This is a genomic window from Microvirga sp. M2 (genome assembly GCF_047497095.1).
Lineage (GTDB): Bacteria > Pseudomonadota > Alphaproteobacteria > Rhizobiales > Beijerinckiaceae > Microvirga.
In genome coordinates, this window is record NZ_CP134063.1 from 2,016,073 (window position 1) to 2,030,933 (window position 14,861).

At 66.5% G+C, this 14,861-nt stretch carries 15 protein-coding genes; 6 read left to right on the top strand and 9 right to left on the bottom strand.

Going from position 1 to position 14,861, the window contains the following annotated elements:
• Positions 1 to 16: 16 nt before the first annotated feature.
• From RE429_RS09560 to RE429_RS09570, 3 genes are all read right to left on the bottom strand, one after another.
• Complete coding sequence (locus RE429_RS09560; RefSeq protein WP_414474039.1) at positions 17 to 325, bottom strand: hypothetical protein; 309 nt, start codon at positions 323 to 325, stop codon at positions 17 to 19.
• Between the two features lie 191 nt (positions 326 to 516).
• A complete protein-coding gene (locus tag RE429_RS09565) occupies positions 517 to 894 on the bottom strand; it encodes a DUF305 domain-containing protein (RefSeq protein WP_414474040.1) in 378 nt (125 codons plus the stop codon).
• A gap of 58 nt (positions 895 to 952) precedes the next feature.
• Positions 953 to 1,162 carry a heavy-metal-associated domain-containing protein gene (locus tag RE429_RS09570; protein ID WP_414474041.1) on the bottom strand — a complete coding sequence of 70 codons (210 nt, stop codon included), beginning with the start codon at positions 1,160 to 1,162 and terminating at the stop codon, positions 953 to 955.
• 274 nt (positions 1,163 to 1,436) lie between these two features.
• Here RE429_RS09570 and RE429_RS09575 point away from each other — a divergent pair, with 274 nt between their 5' ends.
• Positions 1,437 to 2,342, top strand: coding sequence for an MYG1 family protein (locus RE429_RS09575; protein ID WP_414474042.1), 906 nt, complete (start codon positions 1,437 to 1,439; stop codon positions 2,340 to 2,342).
• A 43-nt stretch (positions 2,343 to 2,385) separates the two neighbouring features.
• A complete protein-coding gene (locus RE429_RS09580) occupies positions 2,386 to 3,534 on the top strand; it encodes an amidohydrolase (RefSeq protein WP_414474043.1) in 1,149 nt (382 codons plus the stop codon).
• A gap of 121 nt (positions 3,535 to 3,655) precedes the next feature.
• Here the strand turns inward: RE429_RS09580 and RE429_RS09585 are convergent, their stop codons facing one another.
• Positions 3,656 to 4,360 (bottom strand): glutathione S-transferase N-terminal domain-containing protein, encoded by a 705-nt coding sequence (locus RE429_RS09585; protein ID WP_414474044.1) that lies wholly within the window; start codon positions 4,358 to 4,360, stop codon positions 3,656 to 3,658.
• Between the two features lie 212 nt (positions 4,361 to 4,572).
• Here RE429_RS09585 and RE429_RS09590 point away from each other — a divergent pair, with 212 nt between their 5' ends.
• Positions 4,573 to 5,448 carry an SDR family oxidoreductase gene (locus tag RE429_RS09590; RefSeq protein ID WP_414474045.1) on the top strand — a complete coding sequence of 292 codons (876 nt, stop codon included), beginning with the start codon at positions 4,573 to 4,575 and terminating at the stop codon, positions 5,446 to 5,448.
• Positions 5,449 to 5,558: 110 nt separating this feature from the next.
• Here RE429_RS09590 and RE429_RS09595 read toward each other — a convergent pair whose 3' ends face one another.
• The 3 genes from RE429_RS09595 to RE429_RS09605 form a co-directional block, all read right to left on the bottom strand.
• Positions 5,559 to 6,692 carry an alginate lyase family protein gene (locus RE429_RS09595; RefSeq protein WP_414474046.1) on the bottom strand — a complete coding sequence of 378 codons (1,134 nt, stop codon included), beginning with the start codon at positions 6,690 to 6,692 and terminating at the stop codon, positions 5,559 to 5,561.
• 75 nt (positions 6,693 to 6,767) lie between these two features.
• Entirely contained in the window at positions 6,768 to 7,988 is a 1,221-nt protein-coding gene (locus RE429_RS09600; protein ID WP_414474047.1) for a tlde1 domain-containing protein, read from the bottom strand.
• Positions 7,989 to 8,186: 198 nt separating this feature from the next.
• Positions 8,187 to 8,360, bottom strand: a complete 174-nt coding sequence (locus RE429_RS09605; protein ID WP_414474048.1) for a hypothetical protein — start codon at positions 8,358 to 8,360, stop codon at positions 8,187 to 8,189.
• 187 nt (positions 8,361 to 8,547) lie between these two features.
• Between RE429_RS09605 and RE429_RS09610 the strand changes: the two genes are divergently transcribed.
• Entirely contained in the window at positions 8,548 to 9,732 is a 1,185-nt protein-coding gene (locus RE429_RS09610) for an alpha/beta hydrolase (RefSeq protein ID WP_414474049.1), read from the top strand.
• A gap of 9 nt (positions 9,733 to 9,741) precedes the next feature.
• Here the strand turns inward: RE429_RS09610 and RE429_RS09615 are convergent, their stop codons facing one another.
• On the bottom strand, positions 9,742 to 10,746 hold the full coding sequence (locus RE429_RS09615) for a bile acid:sodium symporter family protein (protein WP_414474050.1): 1,005 nt from the start codon (positions 10,744 to 10,746) through the stop codon (positions 9,742 to 9,744).
• 331 nt (positions 10,747 to 11,077) lie between these two features.
• Here RE429_RS09615 and RE429_RS09620 point away from each other — a divergent pair, with 331 nt between their 5' ends.
• The gene (locus RE429_RS09620; protein WP_414474051.1) at positions 11,078 to 12,196 is read left to right on the top strand and encodes a branched-chain amino acid ABC transporter substrate-binding protein; all 1,119 of its coding nucleotides are present in this window, start codon (positions 11,078 to 11,080) and stop codon (positions 12,194 to 12,196) included.
• Between the two features lie 242 nt (positions 12,197 to 12,438).
• Here RE429_RS09620 and RE429_RS09625 read toward each other — a convergent pair whose 3' ends face one another.
• Complete coding sequence (locus RE429_RS09625; protein WP_414474052.1) at positions 12,439 to 12,888, bottom strand: N-acetyltransferase family protein; 450 nt, start codon at positions 12,886 to 12,888, stop codon at positions 12,439 to 12,441.
• 264 nt (positions 12,889 to 13,152) lie between these two features.
• Here RE429_RS09625 and RE429_RS09630 point away from each other — a divergent pair, with 264 nt between their 5' ends.
• Positions 13,153 to 14,784 carry a methyl-accepting chemotaxis protein gene (locus tag RE429_RS09630; RefSeq protein WP_414474053.1) on the top strand — a complete coding sequence of 544 codons (1,632 nt, stop codon included), beginning with the start codon at positions 13,153 to 13,155 and terminating at the stop codon, positions 14,782 to 14,784.
• The last annotated feature ends 77 nt before the right edge of the window (positions 14,785 to 14,861 follow it).

Sequence of the window (14,861 nt, forward strand, 5' to 3'; positions counted from 1 at the left end):
CTTTCGGCGCTAAGGCTTAGGGCTCGTCCTCGACTTCGTCGGGATCGGTCACATCGACCAGGAACATGATGTAGGGGCCGTCCTCCTCCTCCTCATCGTCCTCGTCGTCCTCGTCGTCGAAATCCGCATCCTCGAACTCCGCCTTCTCCTCGTCGGTCGCAGGCCGGACATTGAGCGTGGCGAAGCCGTCCCAGATCGGAGCGCCTTCGGTCTCCAGATATTTGAGGTCTTCCTTGAAATCCTCGCTCATGAGGAGTTCGCGGGCTTCCTCCTCATCGGCATTGGTAATGGCAATCGGCTTGTCGCTGATTGTAAGCGTGAACATGGTTTTTCCTTTCCTGTCGCCCGCAAGGGATACCCGTTAACGCACGAGCCCTCTCGTTCGAAGCAGAGAACTCCCCACAAGTGCGCAGCGACGCTTCTGTACACGCTCCAGGGCCGGATTGACACTGCCAAGGTGGAAACGGCCGCTCCGTCGAAGCGACGATACCCACAGGGAACCGGGGCGCCCAGCCCTTACTGGACGCCCTTTTGCTTCAACCAGGCCCGCATTTCCGCGATCTCGCGTTCCTGTTCGCGGATGACGTCCGTGGCCCATTTGCGGATCTGCTCGTCCTTGGCGTTGCGCAGAGCCACCTTGGCCATGTCGATGGCGCCCTGATGGTGGGGAATCATGCCGAGCACGAAGTCGATATCGGAATCGCCCGTGTAGGGGATGTCCATGTCGCGGTGCATCTTGGCGTTCGCCTCGCGGTATTCCTTCGTGGCGGCGGTGTCCGTGGACCGCTGCGTCTGCATGGGCATGGAGTGGCCGCCGTGGCCGGACCCCTGCGCCATCGCAAGGGATGGCAGGGCGATGACGGCTGCCGAGACGAGAAGATAGCGTAGGAGCATATTCATTATCCTTGAACGGAATGGGGGAGGGGTTCCTTCGACAGGGAGCGAGGCTGCCTCAGAGAGCTTCCGAGACAGGCTTGGCCGCGTATCCGGCCTCGTCCAACGCGGCGAGCAGCGCCGCCTCGGATCTGTCCGACGTCACCGCGATCGTGCGATTTTCAAGGTCGCCGTCGATCCGCGCCTGCGGATCGAGCGTCTCGATCGCTTTCGTAACGGCTGCGAGGCAGCCGCCGCAGGCCATCTTCGGAACGTGGAAACGGAACATGACGGAATCCTTCGTCGGTGGGGATTCTGGGAGTTCTGGACCTTCCTATCGTGGCAAGGTCAAGCGGCGGGCACGCGGGCCTTGCGTCGTCTCACTCGAAAGAACTCCTTTCGCCATAACCAGGAAAATGACTATTCAGGTCCATCGGCGCTATCGCAGGCGCGCGTGATAAGGTTATATGGCCCGTCCGCAGCTTGGCTGTTCCGGGCGTCGCAAAACTGGAGTCGCAGAGTTCTCGATGGGCCGACGGGAAGAAAGAATGCGGGAAGAAAGAATGAAGGTCGTAACCCATAGCGGGACATTCCACGCGGATGACGTGTTCGCCTCCGCCGTCCTGCGGGCCGCCCTCGGGGACTTCGATTTCTCCCGCACCCGCGACACGGCTCTGATCGCCGCTGCCGATATCGTCTTCGACGTCGGAGGGGCCTACGATCCGGCCCGCAGGCGGTACGATCATCACATGCGCGACCTGCCGCGGCGCGAGGACGGCACGCCCTACAGCTCGGTCGGCCTGATCTGGCGCGATTACGGCCGGGCCGCCCTGTCCCGTTTCGTGCCGGATATCGGCGACGGGGAACGCGATTCCGTCTGGCAGGATGTCGATGCCAGCATCATTCTTCCCATCGATCGGACGGATAACGGCGTCGCGACTGCGTCCCCCAGCCATCTCGCCCTGCTGATCGAGGCCTTCAACCCGACCTGGGACAGCACGCAGACCTATGACGAGGCTTTCGCGGAGGCGGTCGGGCTCGCGGATGGAATCCTGCGGCGGGTCTGCCGCCAGGCCCATGCGGAAGCCCGCGCGACGGCCTTTGTGCTCAAGGCCGCGACGGAGGCGAGGGATCCTCGCGTCATCGTCCTCGACCGGAAGCTCCCCTGGGAGAAGGCGGTGTTCGGGAGCGGGCTGACGGATCTCCTCTTCGTGATCTATCCCAACGAGGACTCGACCTCCTGGTATTGCCGCACGGTCCCGCCCGAGCCGAGTTCCTTCGGCCAGAGGCTTTCCCTGCCGGAGGCCTGGCGCGGCTTGCAGGAGGAGGCGTTCTCGAAGGCTTCCGGTATTCCGGACGGCGTGTTCTGCCATCCGAGCGGCTTCATCTGCGGGGCGCGCTCGCGCGCATCGGCCCTGCACCTGGCGGAGCAGGCGATTGCGGTCGGCCGGGAGACCGGGGCAGCCTGATCTCACCACGGTGCTGTTTCCCGAGCGGGACGGAGACCTTCTCATGTTCTTGACCCATCAGGACGTCGTCGCGCTGACCGAATGGCGGCGCGGGCTGCATCGCAACCCCGAGATTTCGGGCGAGGAAGTCGAGACGGCCCGCACGGTTCAGGCGTTTCTCGCCTCGGCCGGTGCCGACCGGATCGTCGCCGGGCTCGGCGGGCATGGGATCGCGGGCATCTTCGAAGGACGCGAGCCAGGGCCCACCGTCATGGTCCGCGCCGAGCTCGACGCCCTGCCCATCGAGGAGATCTCCGAGGCGCCGCACCGGTCGCGCGTCTTGGGCAAGGCGCATCTCTGCGGCCATGACGGACATATGGCGATCCTCGCGGCGCTTGCCCTGGGCCTGAGCCGCCGGCGTCCGCAGCGCGGCCGGGCCGTGCTGCTGTTCCAGCCGGCCGAGGAGACCGGGGCGGGCGCGGCGGCCGTGGTCGCAGACCCGAAATTTCGCGAGATCGCTCCGGATGCGGTCTTCGCCCTTCATAATCTGCCCGGCATGGCCTTCGGCAAAGTCGCCCTCATCGAGGGGCCGGTGAGCTGCGCCTCGCGGGGCATGCGCATCGTGTTCACGGGCAAGACGGCCCATGCCTCGATGCCCGAGACCGGGCTGTCGCCGGTCGGTGCGGTGGCCCGTCTCATGCCGGCCCTCACGGCTCTCGGGAGCGGCGGCCCCATGGACGAGAGCTTCGCGATGGTGACGGTCACGCATGCCCGGATCGGCGAGCCGGCCTTCGGGATCGCGCCCGCCCATGGCGAGGTCTGGGCGACGCTGCGCACGCTCACGGATGCGGGCATGGACGCCCTTGTCGCCGAGGCCGAGCGCCTGGCGCAGGATGCGGCCCGCGCAGGGAACCTGTCCGTCGCGGTATCCTACAGCGACATCTTCCGCCATTGCGAGAACGCACCCGAGGCGGTGGCGCATCTGCGCCGGGCCCTCGATGCCGAGGGCGTGCCCCACGACCGGGGCGACCTGCCCATGCGCCCCTCGGAGGATTTCGGGCACCTGGGGGCGAATGCGCCCGCCGCGATGTTCTTCCTCGGCTCCGGCGAGGATCACGCGGCGCTTCACAATCCCGATTACGATTTCCCGGACGATCTGATCCCGATCGGCGCGAGGGTTTTCATGCGCGCGCTGCGGGATCTGTTGGGATAGGGGCCCTCCGCCGTCATGCCCGGCTCAAGGCCGGGCATGACGGAAGCGATGTCATTCGCGCCAGGGCGGCCTTTCGATCCCGCGCAATGCGTTGACCACGCGGGAACCAGCCTCATCCCTCTCAGGGCCGCTTCGGAATCTCAAGGCCCCGCTGCACGGCGGGACGGGCGAGGCCGCGCTCCAGCCAGGCGGGAACGTTCCTGAGCGTGTCGAACTCGACGAGTTCGCGGGCGCCGTAGAAGCCGACGAGGTTGCGCACCCAGCCGAGCAGGGAGATGTCGGCGATGGTGTAGTCGTCTCCCATCATCCACGGGCGGCCGTCGAGGCGTTGTTCGAGGACGCCGAGCAGGCGCTTCGACTCCGCGCGATAGCGTTCGAGCGGCCGCTTGTCCTCGATCTCCCGGCCCGCGAACTTGTGGAAGAAGCCGAGCTGGCCGAACATGGGGCCGACCGCCGCCATCTGGAAGAAGACCCACTGGATCGTCTCGTAGCGGAGCGCCGGGTCCTTCGGCAGGAGCTGGCCGCTCTTCTCCGCGAGATAGAGCAGGATCGCGCCGGATTCGAAGAGACCGAAGGGCTTTCCGCCCGGTCCGTCCGGATCGATGATGGCCGGAATCTTGCCGTTGGGATTGAGCGACAGGAATTCCTCGGTCCAGGTTTCGTTCGCGCCGATATTGATCGCGTGCGGCTCGTAGGGAAGGCCGATCTCTTCCAGCATGATCGAGACCTTCACCCCATTGGGGGTCGGAACGGAGTAGAGCTGCAATCTGTCGGGATGGGCTGCGGGCCAGCGGCGCGTGATGGGAAAAGCGGAGAGGTCTGTCATTGAAAGGCTCCATGAAGCCGCGTTCGTGATCGAACCGAGGCTCTCCCGAACAGTTAACGGGTGATCTGATTCAGCGAAAGGCCGGCGGCATGGCGCGAAACGAGGACGGTTCGATCTCACGGCGGGGCGTCGTGGGTGCAGCGGCGGCCGGTCTTGCCACGGCTGCGGCAGGGTCTGCGAAAGCTCAAACGACCAGCACAGGTGGTGTCGCCATGGAAGATCCGACCACGAAATTTCCCAAGCCCCCGTTCCGCTCCCAGTCCCAGCCCTGGCCGGGCCTCGCGGGCAAGATGGATCCGCGCCCGGACCATGGCGAGACGAGCTACAAGGGCTCCGGACGCCTTCAGGGCCGCAAGGCGCTGATCACCGGCGGCGATTCGGGGATGGGCCGCGCGGCCGCGATCGCCTATGCCCGCGAGGGGGCCGACGTGGCGATCAGCTATCATCCCGACGAGGAGCCGGATGCACGCGAGGTGATCGACCTGATCAAGCGGGAGGGGCGCATCGCCGTTGCCCTGCCGGGCGACATTCGCGACGAGGCCCTGTGCCAGCGCATCGTGGCCGATGCGGTGCGCGAGCTCGGCGGCCTCGACATCCTCGTGAACAACGCCGGCCGCCAGCAGCAGCGCCCGTCGCTTCTCGACATCACGACGGACGATTTCGACGCGACGATGAAGACCAACATCTACGCCATGTTCTGGATCACGAAGGCGGCGCTGCCGCACCTCAAGCCCGGTTCGGCGATCATCCAGACGACTTCGGAACAGGCCTACGATCCGTCCGCCAATCTCGTCGACTACGCGATGACCAAGGCGGCCATGATGAACTTTTCGAAGTCCCTCGCCAAGCAGCTCGGCCCCAAGGGCATCCGCGTGAACGGCGTCGCGCCGGGCCCGATCTGGACGCCGCTTCAGGTGAGCGGCGGCGCCACGCAGGAGAAGCTGCAGCAGTTCGGCGGCGATACGCCCCTGGGGCGGCCGGGACAGCCGGCGGAACTCGCATCGATCTACGTGCAGCTCGCGGCATCCGATGCGAGCTATGCGACCGGCCAGGTCTATGGCGCGGCCGGCGGCAGCGGTCAGCCGTAGAGCACGGTGCGGACAGGCGGGGCAGGTCAGTCGTTGCCCAGGTCAATCCTTGCCCCAGGTCAATCCTTGCCCCAGGTCAATCCTTGCCCCAGGTCAATCCTTGCCCCAGGTCAATCCTTGCCCTTGAACAGAAGGGTCGTGTTCCCGCCGATGCCGCTCGATGCGACGGGGCGCTTCGACTGGAGCAGCGCCTCCGCCTGGGGCGAGGGGAAGCGGCTCTGATAGATCTCGAGCCAGGCGATGCGCGAACCCGGCACGGTCCCGTCGCCCGGGTAGGGCTCCTGCCTGGAACCCGTCGCCGTCTCGAAGAAGGACGGGTCCACGGCGGATCCGACCACCCGGTTCACGAGCCTGGACAGGGCCTTGTCGTTCTCCGCGTAGAGATCGATGCCTTGCGTGCGCGCGAGTTCCGCGGTGGCGACCAGCGGCTCGGCCGCGAAGAGATGATAGTCGCGGGCGCGCTTGGCGCGCTCGAGCTCCAGGGGCAGGGTACCGTCCCGGGTGATCTGCCGGATCCCGACCCGCGCGCTGTCGGCGCCCCATCTGATCAGCGTCTCGTCGCCGGCCGCGATGCCGGCCGCGATGGCGCTCAGGCCGTTCCAGTAGCGATGGTTGTTCCGGCTCGAGACACCGTCGTTCCCGTTCATGGCGTCCATGACCTGATGTCCCAGCCTGTCGAGCCATGCCTCGACCCGCTTCTTCCGGTCGTCCGGCAATCCCGGGGCGTCGCGGATCTGCAGATAGGCCATCGCGATGCCGCCCACCGCCTGCCCCTGATTATGGCTCGCCTGCCGGGTCCGCATGTCGGTCAGCGCGTGGGCCTTGGCCCAGCCGTCGAGCCAGGCGAGGGCGCAGGACGAGGCCGCAATGTTCCTCGGCTCCGACCGCACATAGGCGTTCGCGATCTTCACCAGGGCCTTGACGTAGTTCCGCAGCGGCTCGACGGCTTCGGAATAGGCTTCCTCCGCCTCCTCGTCGATGGTCGCGCGGGCGGTGTCGTCCTGCCTGTACTTGCTCTTCACATCGAGCGAGATCAGCGGCGCGTCCGGCGTCTCGCAATCGTATCGCGGCGTCTTCTGGATGTCCTTCGGGCCGGGAGCCGGGACCAGATAGCCGGTCCCCTGCGCTTCGGCAGGCGCGGTGAAGAGCAGCAGGCTGAGCCCTGTCAACGCCAGGGCCGACGCCACGAGGCTGCGCGTGCCGCGAAGTGTTGGCTGCCTTGCAGTCCGCCCGATTGAGCCCATGATCCCGTGTCCCTCTCACCCCGGAACTAGTCCGGACGGGGCAGGCAGCAAGGCCGGGGGTACGCCGCGAAAGGATTAGGACGTGCGGCCCCGGCCGACCATGCGGGGCAGGGCGTCCTGGCCGCGTCCGGCGACGACGACCAGGCGCTTCACCTCGCCCCTCAGATAGGCCTGCAGGAACCGGTCGTAGTTCCTGAACGACACGCAGCCGTTCGAATCCCCGTTCGGCCCGAGCATGTAGGTATGGGCGAGGATGCCGTCGCGTCCGTAGATGGCGGCGGTGCCGCCGACCGGGGTGAGGCGGATGGCGCGCACGCCGTGGAAGAGCGCCTCGCGCTCCTTCAGGAGATAGGTGCCGGGCGGCGTCGCGCCCCTCATGCGCACGTGGACGAACCGGGGGTCGTCGAGCTTGTCGCCCAGGCCGGAATGCGCCTCCAGCCGCTCCCCGTTGGGCATGACGACGACCTTCGCGCTGATGTCGTAGACGGCGGTCCCGTCGCCCGGTACCGCGTTGAGGCTGCGGCCGAGGGCGGCGTTGCCGGATTCCAGCGCGGCATAGCTGAGGGCGTTCTCGGGCGGGCGCGCGGGCTTGATGCCGAAGAGCTTCTCCAGGAAATTCGGGGAGCCTTCCTGCGCGCCGGATGCGGCCGCGACCTGCATCGGGGCGGCAAGCGGCGCACGGGCCGTCCGTGGCGTCTCGGGCCTTGGAGGCGCCGGCGCCTTCGCAATCTGGAATTCGGCAGGGCGCGGAACGGGCAGCGGCACCGGCTGGGCGGCTTGCGCCGGTTGCGGCTCGGGCGCGGCCTCCTGCGCCTGAGCGATCTCCTGCGCCTGAGCGATCTCCTGCGCCTGAGCGATCTCCTGCGCCTGAGCGATCTCCTGCGCCTGAGCGATCTCCTGCACCTGAGCGATCTCCTGCGGCGGAGACACGGGCGTCGCCGCAGCGGCGGCGGTGCGGGTTTCGCGGAAGGGTCTGAACGTCGTCGCGAGCGGGGCGTTGTGCCCGAAGGCGAGCGCCTCGGGCTTCAGCGTGGGCGCCGGGTCGACCGGTGACCATTCCGTGCCTTTGCCCGTGTTTTCGGTTGCCACCGTCACGGGCGCCTCCCGCACGGGAGCTACCGGAGCGGCGGCATCCATCGCGCGTGATGAAGAAGGCTGCGATGCGTCCTGCCCCTGGAGCTTCGCGTAGAAGGCGATGGGGCTCATGGAGATCGCCACGAGGACTGCCGTCAGGAACAGGTTGCGCGGGTTTTTCCGCTGAACGCGGCGGCCGGACGGATAACGGTACTGCACCATGGCGAACTCTACGCAACGTTCCTGCTGCGCACGCTTTGCCCCGATGGTCCGACCGAGAAGAAGCCCCCGAGCGCCGAGACTGTCGCGCGCGAAAATTTATTTTTCACTAGCGCAGATCAGATACGGTTTTGGTTAAATTATGGATAAGTTGCCTTTGGTTCGCCCAAATTGCCTGCGGCAATTCCGCAGGCATTACCCCTATCGGGGAGCGGCCGTATCCGGGCCGGGCGGAGCCTGCCTGACGATCTGACCCGTGGAGGCAGGCCGATCGGGCAAGCCCTCGGGATCCATGTTCGCACCGAGAATGGCGAAGCAGAAAACGAGAATCGCGGCCGCAATGGAGGCCAGCGCCACCCACATGCGTATGCCCATGATGGTCTCCCGACCGGACCTCAGCATCAGAGGATCAGAACAGCTGGGAACAAGGCTGGTTCCGGCAGATCCCAGGGCGAAGAGGGGGTAGGCCAAAGAGGCCATCCGGCTCGCAAAGCTTGATTTTCGTGCTAGCTATGGACGCCGGGCGCCGCCGTCCTCCGCAAGAGAATTCCGCAAGAGAATAATGACACAGCCATCCACGCCGGTCGCGAGACGACGCCCGTTCCTCCGAACCGCCCCGATCAGGGGGCGGGGGACGGCTCCGCTGTCCTTCGTCCTCCTCGGCTTTCTGGCGTTCGTTCTCAGTGCCTGCGCGACCAGGCCGGGGCCCGAGGTTCTCACCCCCGTGGGCGCTGCGGTTCCCGGCGCGCGGACGGTCACGGTCTATGTGGCGACCACCCGCGAGCGCGCCGCGCCGGGGCAGAACGTCTTCACGGCCGGGCGGGCGCCGAGCCTGAACTATGCGGAATTCACGATTTCCATCCCGCCCGGACATAGGCCGGGCGAGATCGAATGGCCCGGCACGGCGCCGGATCCCGCGACCAGCTTCGTCACCCTCAGTCAGACGGTTCTCGACGAAGCCGCCTTCCGGAAGAGGATCGGCGGCCGCACGGGACCGGGCGGACGGGATGCGGGCGTCTTCGTCCATGGATACAACACCAATTTCCAGGAGGCGCTGTTCAGGCTCGCCCAGTTGAGCGCCGATTCCCAGCTGGATACGGTGCCGGTGCTGTTCGCCTGGCCGTCGGAGGCCGCCATCACCGGCTACGTGGCCGACCGGGAGGCGGTGACCTATTCCCGCGACTACCTGGCGCATGTGCTCACGCTGCTGGCGCGGGAGCGCGCCGTGCGCAACGTCGCCGTCATCGGGCACAGCATGGGCGGATGGCTGACGATGGAGACCCTGCGCCAGCTCCGCCTTCAGGGACGGAACGAGGTTCTCTCCCGGCTCCAGGTGGTTCTCGCGGCTCCCGACATCGACCTCGACGTGTTCCGGACCCAGGTTGCGGCGATCGGCCCGATGTCCCCGCCGATGACCATTCTCGTCTCGAAGGACGATTGGGCGCTCGCGGCCTCGAGCCGCCTGTCGGGCGGCCGCGAGAGGGTCGGCACCCTGGACGTGGCGGATGCCCGGGTCCAGGCCATCGCCCGGCAGGAGGGCCTGCGCGTCGTCGACATCTCGACGCTGTCCTCGCCCGACAGCCTCAATCACGACCGCTTCATCAGCTTCGCGGCGGTCTACTCCTCGGTCGCTCCAAGGGGCGGGGCGGATCCGCTGCGCCAGGCCGGGGCCTTCGTGTTCAACACGGCCGGAACGGTCCTGTCCGCCCCGTTCACCCTGGTCGGTCAGGCTCTCGCGAGCCCCTGAACGTTCGGCTCAGGCGGATGGCGCGGCCTCGGCGGGCTGCCCGGCCCCGCCCCCCCGATGGGCGCTTTCCGCGAAGCGCCGGGCCAGGATCGCGCAGGCCATCAGCTGGATCTGATGGAAGATCATGAGCGGCAGGACGATGGTCCCGGCGTCGCGTCCTCCGAAGATCACGTTGGCGATGGGCGCGCCTGACGCGAGGCTTTTCTTGGAGCCGCAGAACGCGATCGTGATCCGGTCCGCCCGGTTGAAGCCGAGCCAGCCGCTCCCGTAGAACGTGAAGCACAGGACGATGGCGAGCAGCGCCATGTCCACGAGAACGACGGCGGCGAGATCGCGCGCGCCCAGGGTGCTCCACAATCCCCCGATCACCGCCGCGCTGAAGGCGCCGTAGATGGCCATGAGGATCGATCCCCGGTCGACGATCTGGGTCAGGACCCTGTGGCGGAGCAGCCATGGCCCGAGCCAGGGCTGCAGGATCTGGCCGACGACGAAGGGAACGAGGAGCTGCAGCAGGATGCCCTCCACGGCGCCCCAGGAAATGCCCGCACGGCCCTGCGTGTGGAACAAGACCCCGGCGATCAGCGGCGACAGCACGATGCCGAGGACGTTCGAGGCCGAGGCCGAGCAGATCGCCGCGGGCACGTTGCCCTCCGCGATCGACGTGAAGGCGATGGAGGACTGGATCGTCGAGGGCAGGACGCAGAGGAACGCCACGCCGAGGGCGAGGGTCGGGTTCATCAGGTCCGGCAGGGCGAGAATGACGAGGCCGAGCAGGGGAAACAGCACGAAGGTCGTGGCGAGCACGAACAGGTGCAGCCGCCAATGCACCATGCCGGCGATCACCACGTCGCGGGACAGGCGCGCGCCCTGCAGGAAGAACAGGAGCGCGATGGCGACATTCGTCGCGGCGGAGAACACGACGGCCGGTTCGCCGCCGATCGGGACGAGGGAGGCAAGCACGACCATTCCGGCAACGGCGATGGTGTACCATTCCCGCACAACGAGAGAGCGCATGAGATCTTTCGGACTGGGAAGTGTCTGGCCCGCAGGGATGTAAAGGCAGGGATGTAAAGGCAGGGATGTAAAGGATTGCGCCGTCCCCGTCCACGACGAGGGGACATGGCTGCCCTGCTCGGAAGCGGCAGCGGGCGGGACAGGAAAAGCGGCACCGGCCGGTGCGCGGGCTTTCCTGTCCGGGACCGCATCCTATTTCCTCCCCGGCGCGGGACGCGGCATGATCATTTTGGCTAGCTGGATGCGGCCAGGCTCCGCTGATAAGGCCGGAGAGATGATCGGCGACGAGGGCCGCGCGAGTCCGCCCCGATCGGCAAACCGGAGGAATACCATGAACGTCAGGCCGCTGCTTTCCCTCTCCCTTTTATCTCTGTTGGCCGCGACCGGGGCAGCCCGCGCCCAGGACATCACCATCGCGGTGGCCGGTCCCATGAGCGGTCCCGTCGCCTCGATCGGCGAGCAGATCCGGCACGGGGCCGAACTGGCGGCCGACGCCATCAACAAGGCTGGCGGCGTCAACGGCAAGAAGATCGTGCTCTCGATCCAGGACGACGCCTGCGATCCCAAGCAGGCGGTCGCCGTCGCCAACCGCATCCTGTCGGCGGGCATCAAGTTCGTGGATGGCCACGCCTGCTCGGGATCGTCCATCCCGGCGGCGGAGGTCTACGGTGAGAACCATGTCCTGATGATGAGCCCGGCCTCGAGCGCTCCGAAGCTGACGGACGATGCGGCGCAGAACGGCTTCACGACGATCATGCGCCTGTATGGCCGCGACGACGCGCAGGGGCGCTTCATCGGGCCGTGGATCAAGGAGCATTACGGGACGAAGAAGATCGCGATCCTGCACGACAAGAGCGCCTACGGAAAAGGTCTCGCCGACGTGGTCAAGGAATCCCTCAACAAGGCCGGCGTGAAGGAAGCGATGTACGAGGGCATCAATCCCGGAGAAAAGGACTACACCGCCGTGGTGAACCGGCTCAAGAGCGCGGGCATCGAGTTCGTCTATTTCGGCGGCTATCACACCGAGGCCGGATTGATGAAGCGGCAGGCGTCCGATCAGAACTACCAGTTCCAGCTGATGATGGGCGACAGCATCGCCACCCCCGAATTCTGGTCGGTCGCCGGACCGGCGGGCGAGGGCACCCTGTTCACCTTCCCGGCCGACGCCCGCGGGACCGATGCCGCCAAGGCGGCCGTGGAGCAGTTCAAGCAGATCAACTTCGTGCCGGAAGGCTTCAGCCTGTTCTCCTACGCGGTCATCCAGGCGATCGCCGGCGGCATCGCCAAGGCGAACAGCACGGATCCGGTCGCGGTCGCCAAGACCCTGCGCAACACGAGCGTCGATACGGTCCTCGGGCCGATCAGCTTCGACGAGAAGGGCGACATCAAGAACCCGCGTTACGACATCAACATCTGGAAGAACGGCCAGTACAGCAAGCTTGCCGAGTAAGGCTTGCGCATCGTGCGAAAAAGTGGATCCGGTTTTTCGCAGGAACGATGCGCTCATCTATAGGGGGAGCATCGGATCGATCCCAAAAGTGCAAGTCCACTTCCCGCGTCCGATGCCCTAGCGACAAAGCCTCGGCCGGACGAGACATCACCGGCCTTTCGAGCATGCCCGGCCCCGCGCCGGGCATGACCGTCTCCGGAGCGCAGTCGTCCGGAACGGAGACGGCTTCAGGGCGAGCGGGTTCAGGCCGCGCCGTCCATCTCGCGGCGCATCACGAAATTCGTCGTCGTCTCCGACGCGATCGAAAATCCATGCCGCTCATAGAAGCGAACGGCAGGGTTGTTCTTCAACACGAAGAGGGCGATCGACTTCGCCGTTCCGCGACGCTTCTCCATCAGCCGCCGGATGATCGTCGAGCCGATTCCGCGTCCCCGCCGGGTGGGAGCGATATGGAGTTGCTTCAGGAAGATCTCGTCGCCGGTCTGCCGAACCTCGACCCAGCCGATATCCTCCCTGCCGTCGAGGACGAGGATCCATGTCTCCGCCGGACGCCAGAGGCTCGCAAATCGGGTCCGCTGATCCTCGTCGCACCATTCGGTCCAGGTCCGTGCGAGAGGTCCGATCGCTTCGACGTAGAGATCGCGGGCAAAGGCGTAGTCGTCCGAGCGGGCGGGACGCAGGTCAATATTCATGAAAGTCAAAAGCGGAAAGGGAATGGTCCGGAGCCAATAGCGCTTGTTAGCGCATCGTGCGGAAAAGTGGACCTGGTTTTTCGCTCCGAACGGTGCTCTCGCCGACTATTCGAGTGATGTGAGGGCACGGGACCGTATCGCGCAGCCGAATACGCAAAGCATCTTGCGCCAACATGCCGCGATGCACGTCGAAATATAGGAAAATTTTAGTAAAGCCTCTTCATCATTCCGGCGCGCAAGGGGTTGGCGCTTGGACGAGGTTCTATGATGAAGGTTCAGTTGGGCTCGCTGCGAAGCAAGATCGTCGTGGCGATTGCCGTCGTGCTCACGACCATGCTGGGGCTGGGCGTGGCCGGAAATGCGTGGCGCAGCTCGCAACGCGCTTCGGCCGATCTCTCCGACAAGATCAATACCGCCATGTCGAGCATCGAGAAGGCCTCGGCCCATGCTCTTCTGATCAACAGTTCCACGACCCTGGAGACGCTGCTCTCCGGGCTCAAGAGCGATCCCGATTTCGATCTCGGCTTCGTGACGGCGGACGGCATGGAGGTCCGGATCGCGCGGGATGATTCGAAAACGAATCTCTCCGGCAAGGATCTGGAGACTCTGATCGGGCGCCCGATCAAGGATGCCTTCACCGAGACCGAGCGCCGCACCGTGGTTCAGCCCGACGCGCTGATCGAGATCTCCGTTCTCAAGATGGGCTCCAACCCGATGGGTTATCTCGCCCTGCGCTATTCCCGCGAGCGGACGCTGGAGCGGGTCCGGTTCGAGGCGCTGACGGACATCGCCATGGGCGTGGCCATCATCGTGATCATCGCGTCGCTCCTGGCGCTGATCCTGTTCAGGTTGCTGCAACCGGTTCGGCTGCTGGCCCAGGCGACGAGCAGGCTTGCCGCGGGAGATCTCACCGTCGCGATCCCGGCCGGTGAGCGGCGCGACGAGGTGGGGGAGATGGCGCGCGCCGTTCAGGTCTTCAAGGACAATCTCATCGAGCGCAGCGCCCTGCGCGACGCCAGCGAACAGGAAAAGCTCGCACGGGAAGAGCGCCAGCGCCGGATCGAGGATCTGATCCAGTCCTTCCACGGCTCCGTCCGGGACGTGCTCACCGCATTGGACCAGAACGGGAATGTCATGGCCGAGACGGCGGAGGCCTTGTCGGCGATCGCCGCGCAGACCGCCGACCGGGCCCGGACCGCGACCGCCGCCACGGGCGAGGCGTCGCAGAATGTTCAGCAGGTCGCATCGGCCTCCGAGGAATTGTCCGCCTCGGTCGAGGAGATCAACGCCCAGGTGCACTCGGCCCGGCAGGTGGTCATGGGCGTCGCCCAGACCGGGGCGGGCACGAACGAGAGCGTTCAGGTGCTCGCCGCCAAGGCCCAGAGCATCGGCGAGATCGTCGAACTGATCCGGGACATCGCGAGCCAGACCAATCTCCTGGCGCTGAATGCCACGATCGAGGCCGCGCGGGCCGGGGAGGCGGGGCGCGGGTTCGCCGTGGTGGCGTCCGAGGTCAAGAGCCTGGCGGCGCAGACGGCCTCGGCCACGGAGCGCATCTCGGCCCAGATCGCGGAAATCCAGGACGCGACCGCTCAAACGGTCCAATCCATCGGCGCCATCGCGCGCCAGATGGACGAGGTCGATCGCTATACGGGCGGCATCTCGTCCTCGATCGCCCAGCAATCCGCCGCCATCCAGGAGATCGCCCGCAGCGCGTCGGTCGCAGCCTCCGGTTCGATGAGCGTCTCGGCCGATATGCGCAGCCTCAACGAGGGCGTGGCGCATACCGACGCCGCGGCCTCGCGGGTTCGCGGCGCGGCCGAGGCGGTCGTCTCGCGGGCGGGCTATCTCCAGAATACGGTCGAGCAGTTCCTGCAGAAGGTGGCTGCCGCCTGACGACGCGGGCGGAAGGTGGAGAGGCCCGACCCTGGGCCGCCGACCTTCCGCTCCGGTTCGCCTGCGGCGCGACCGCC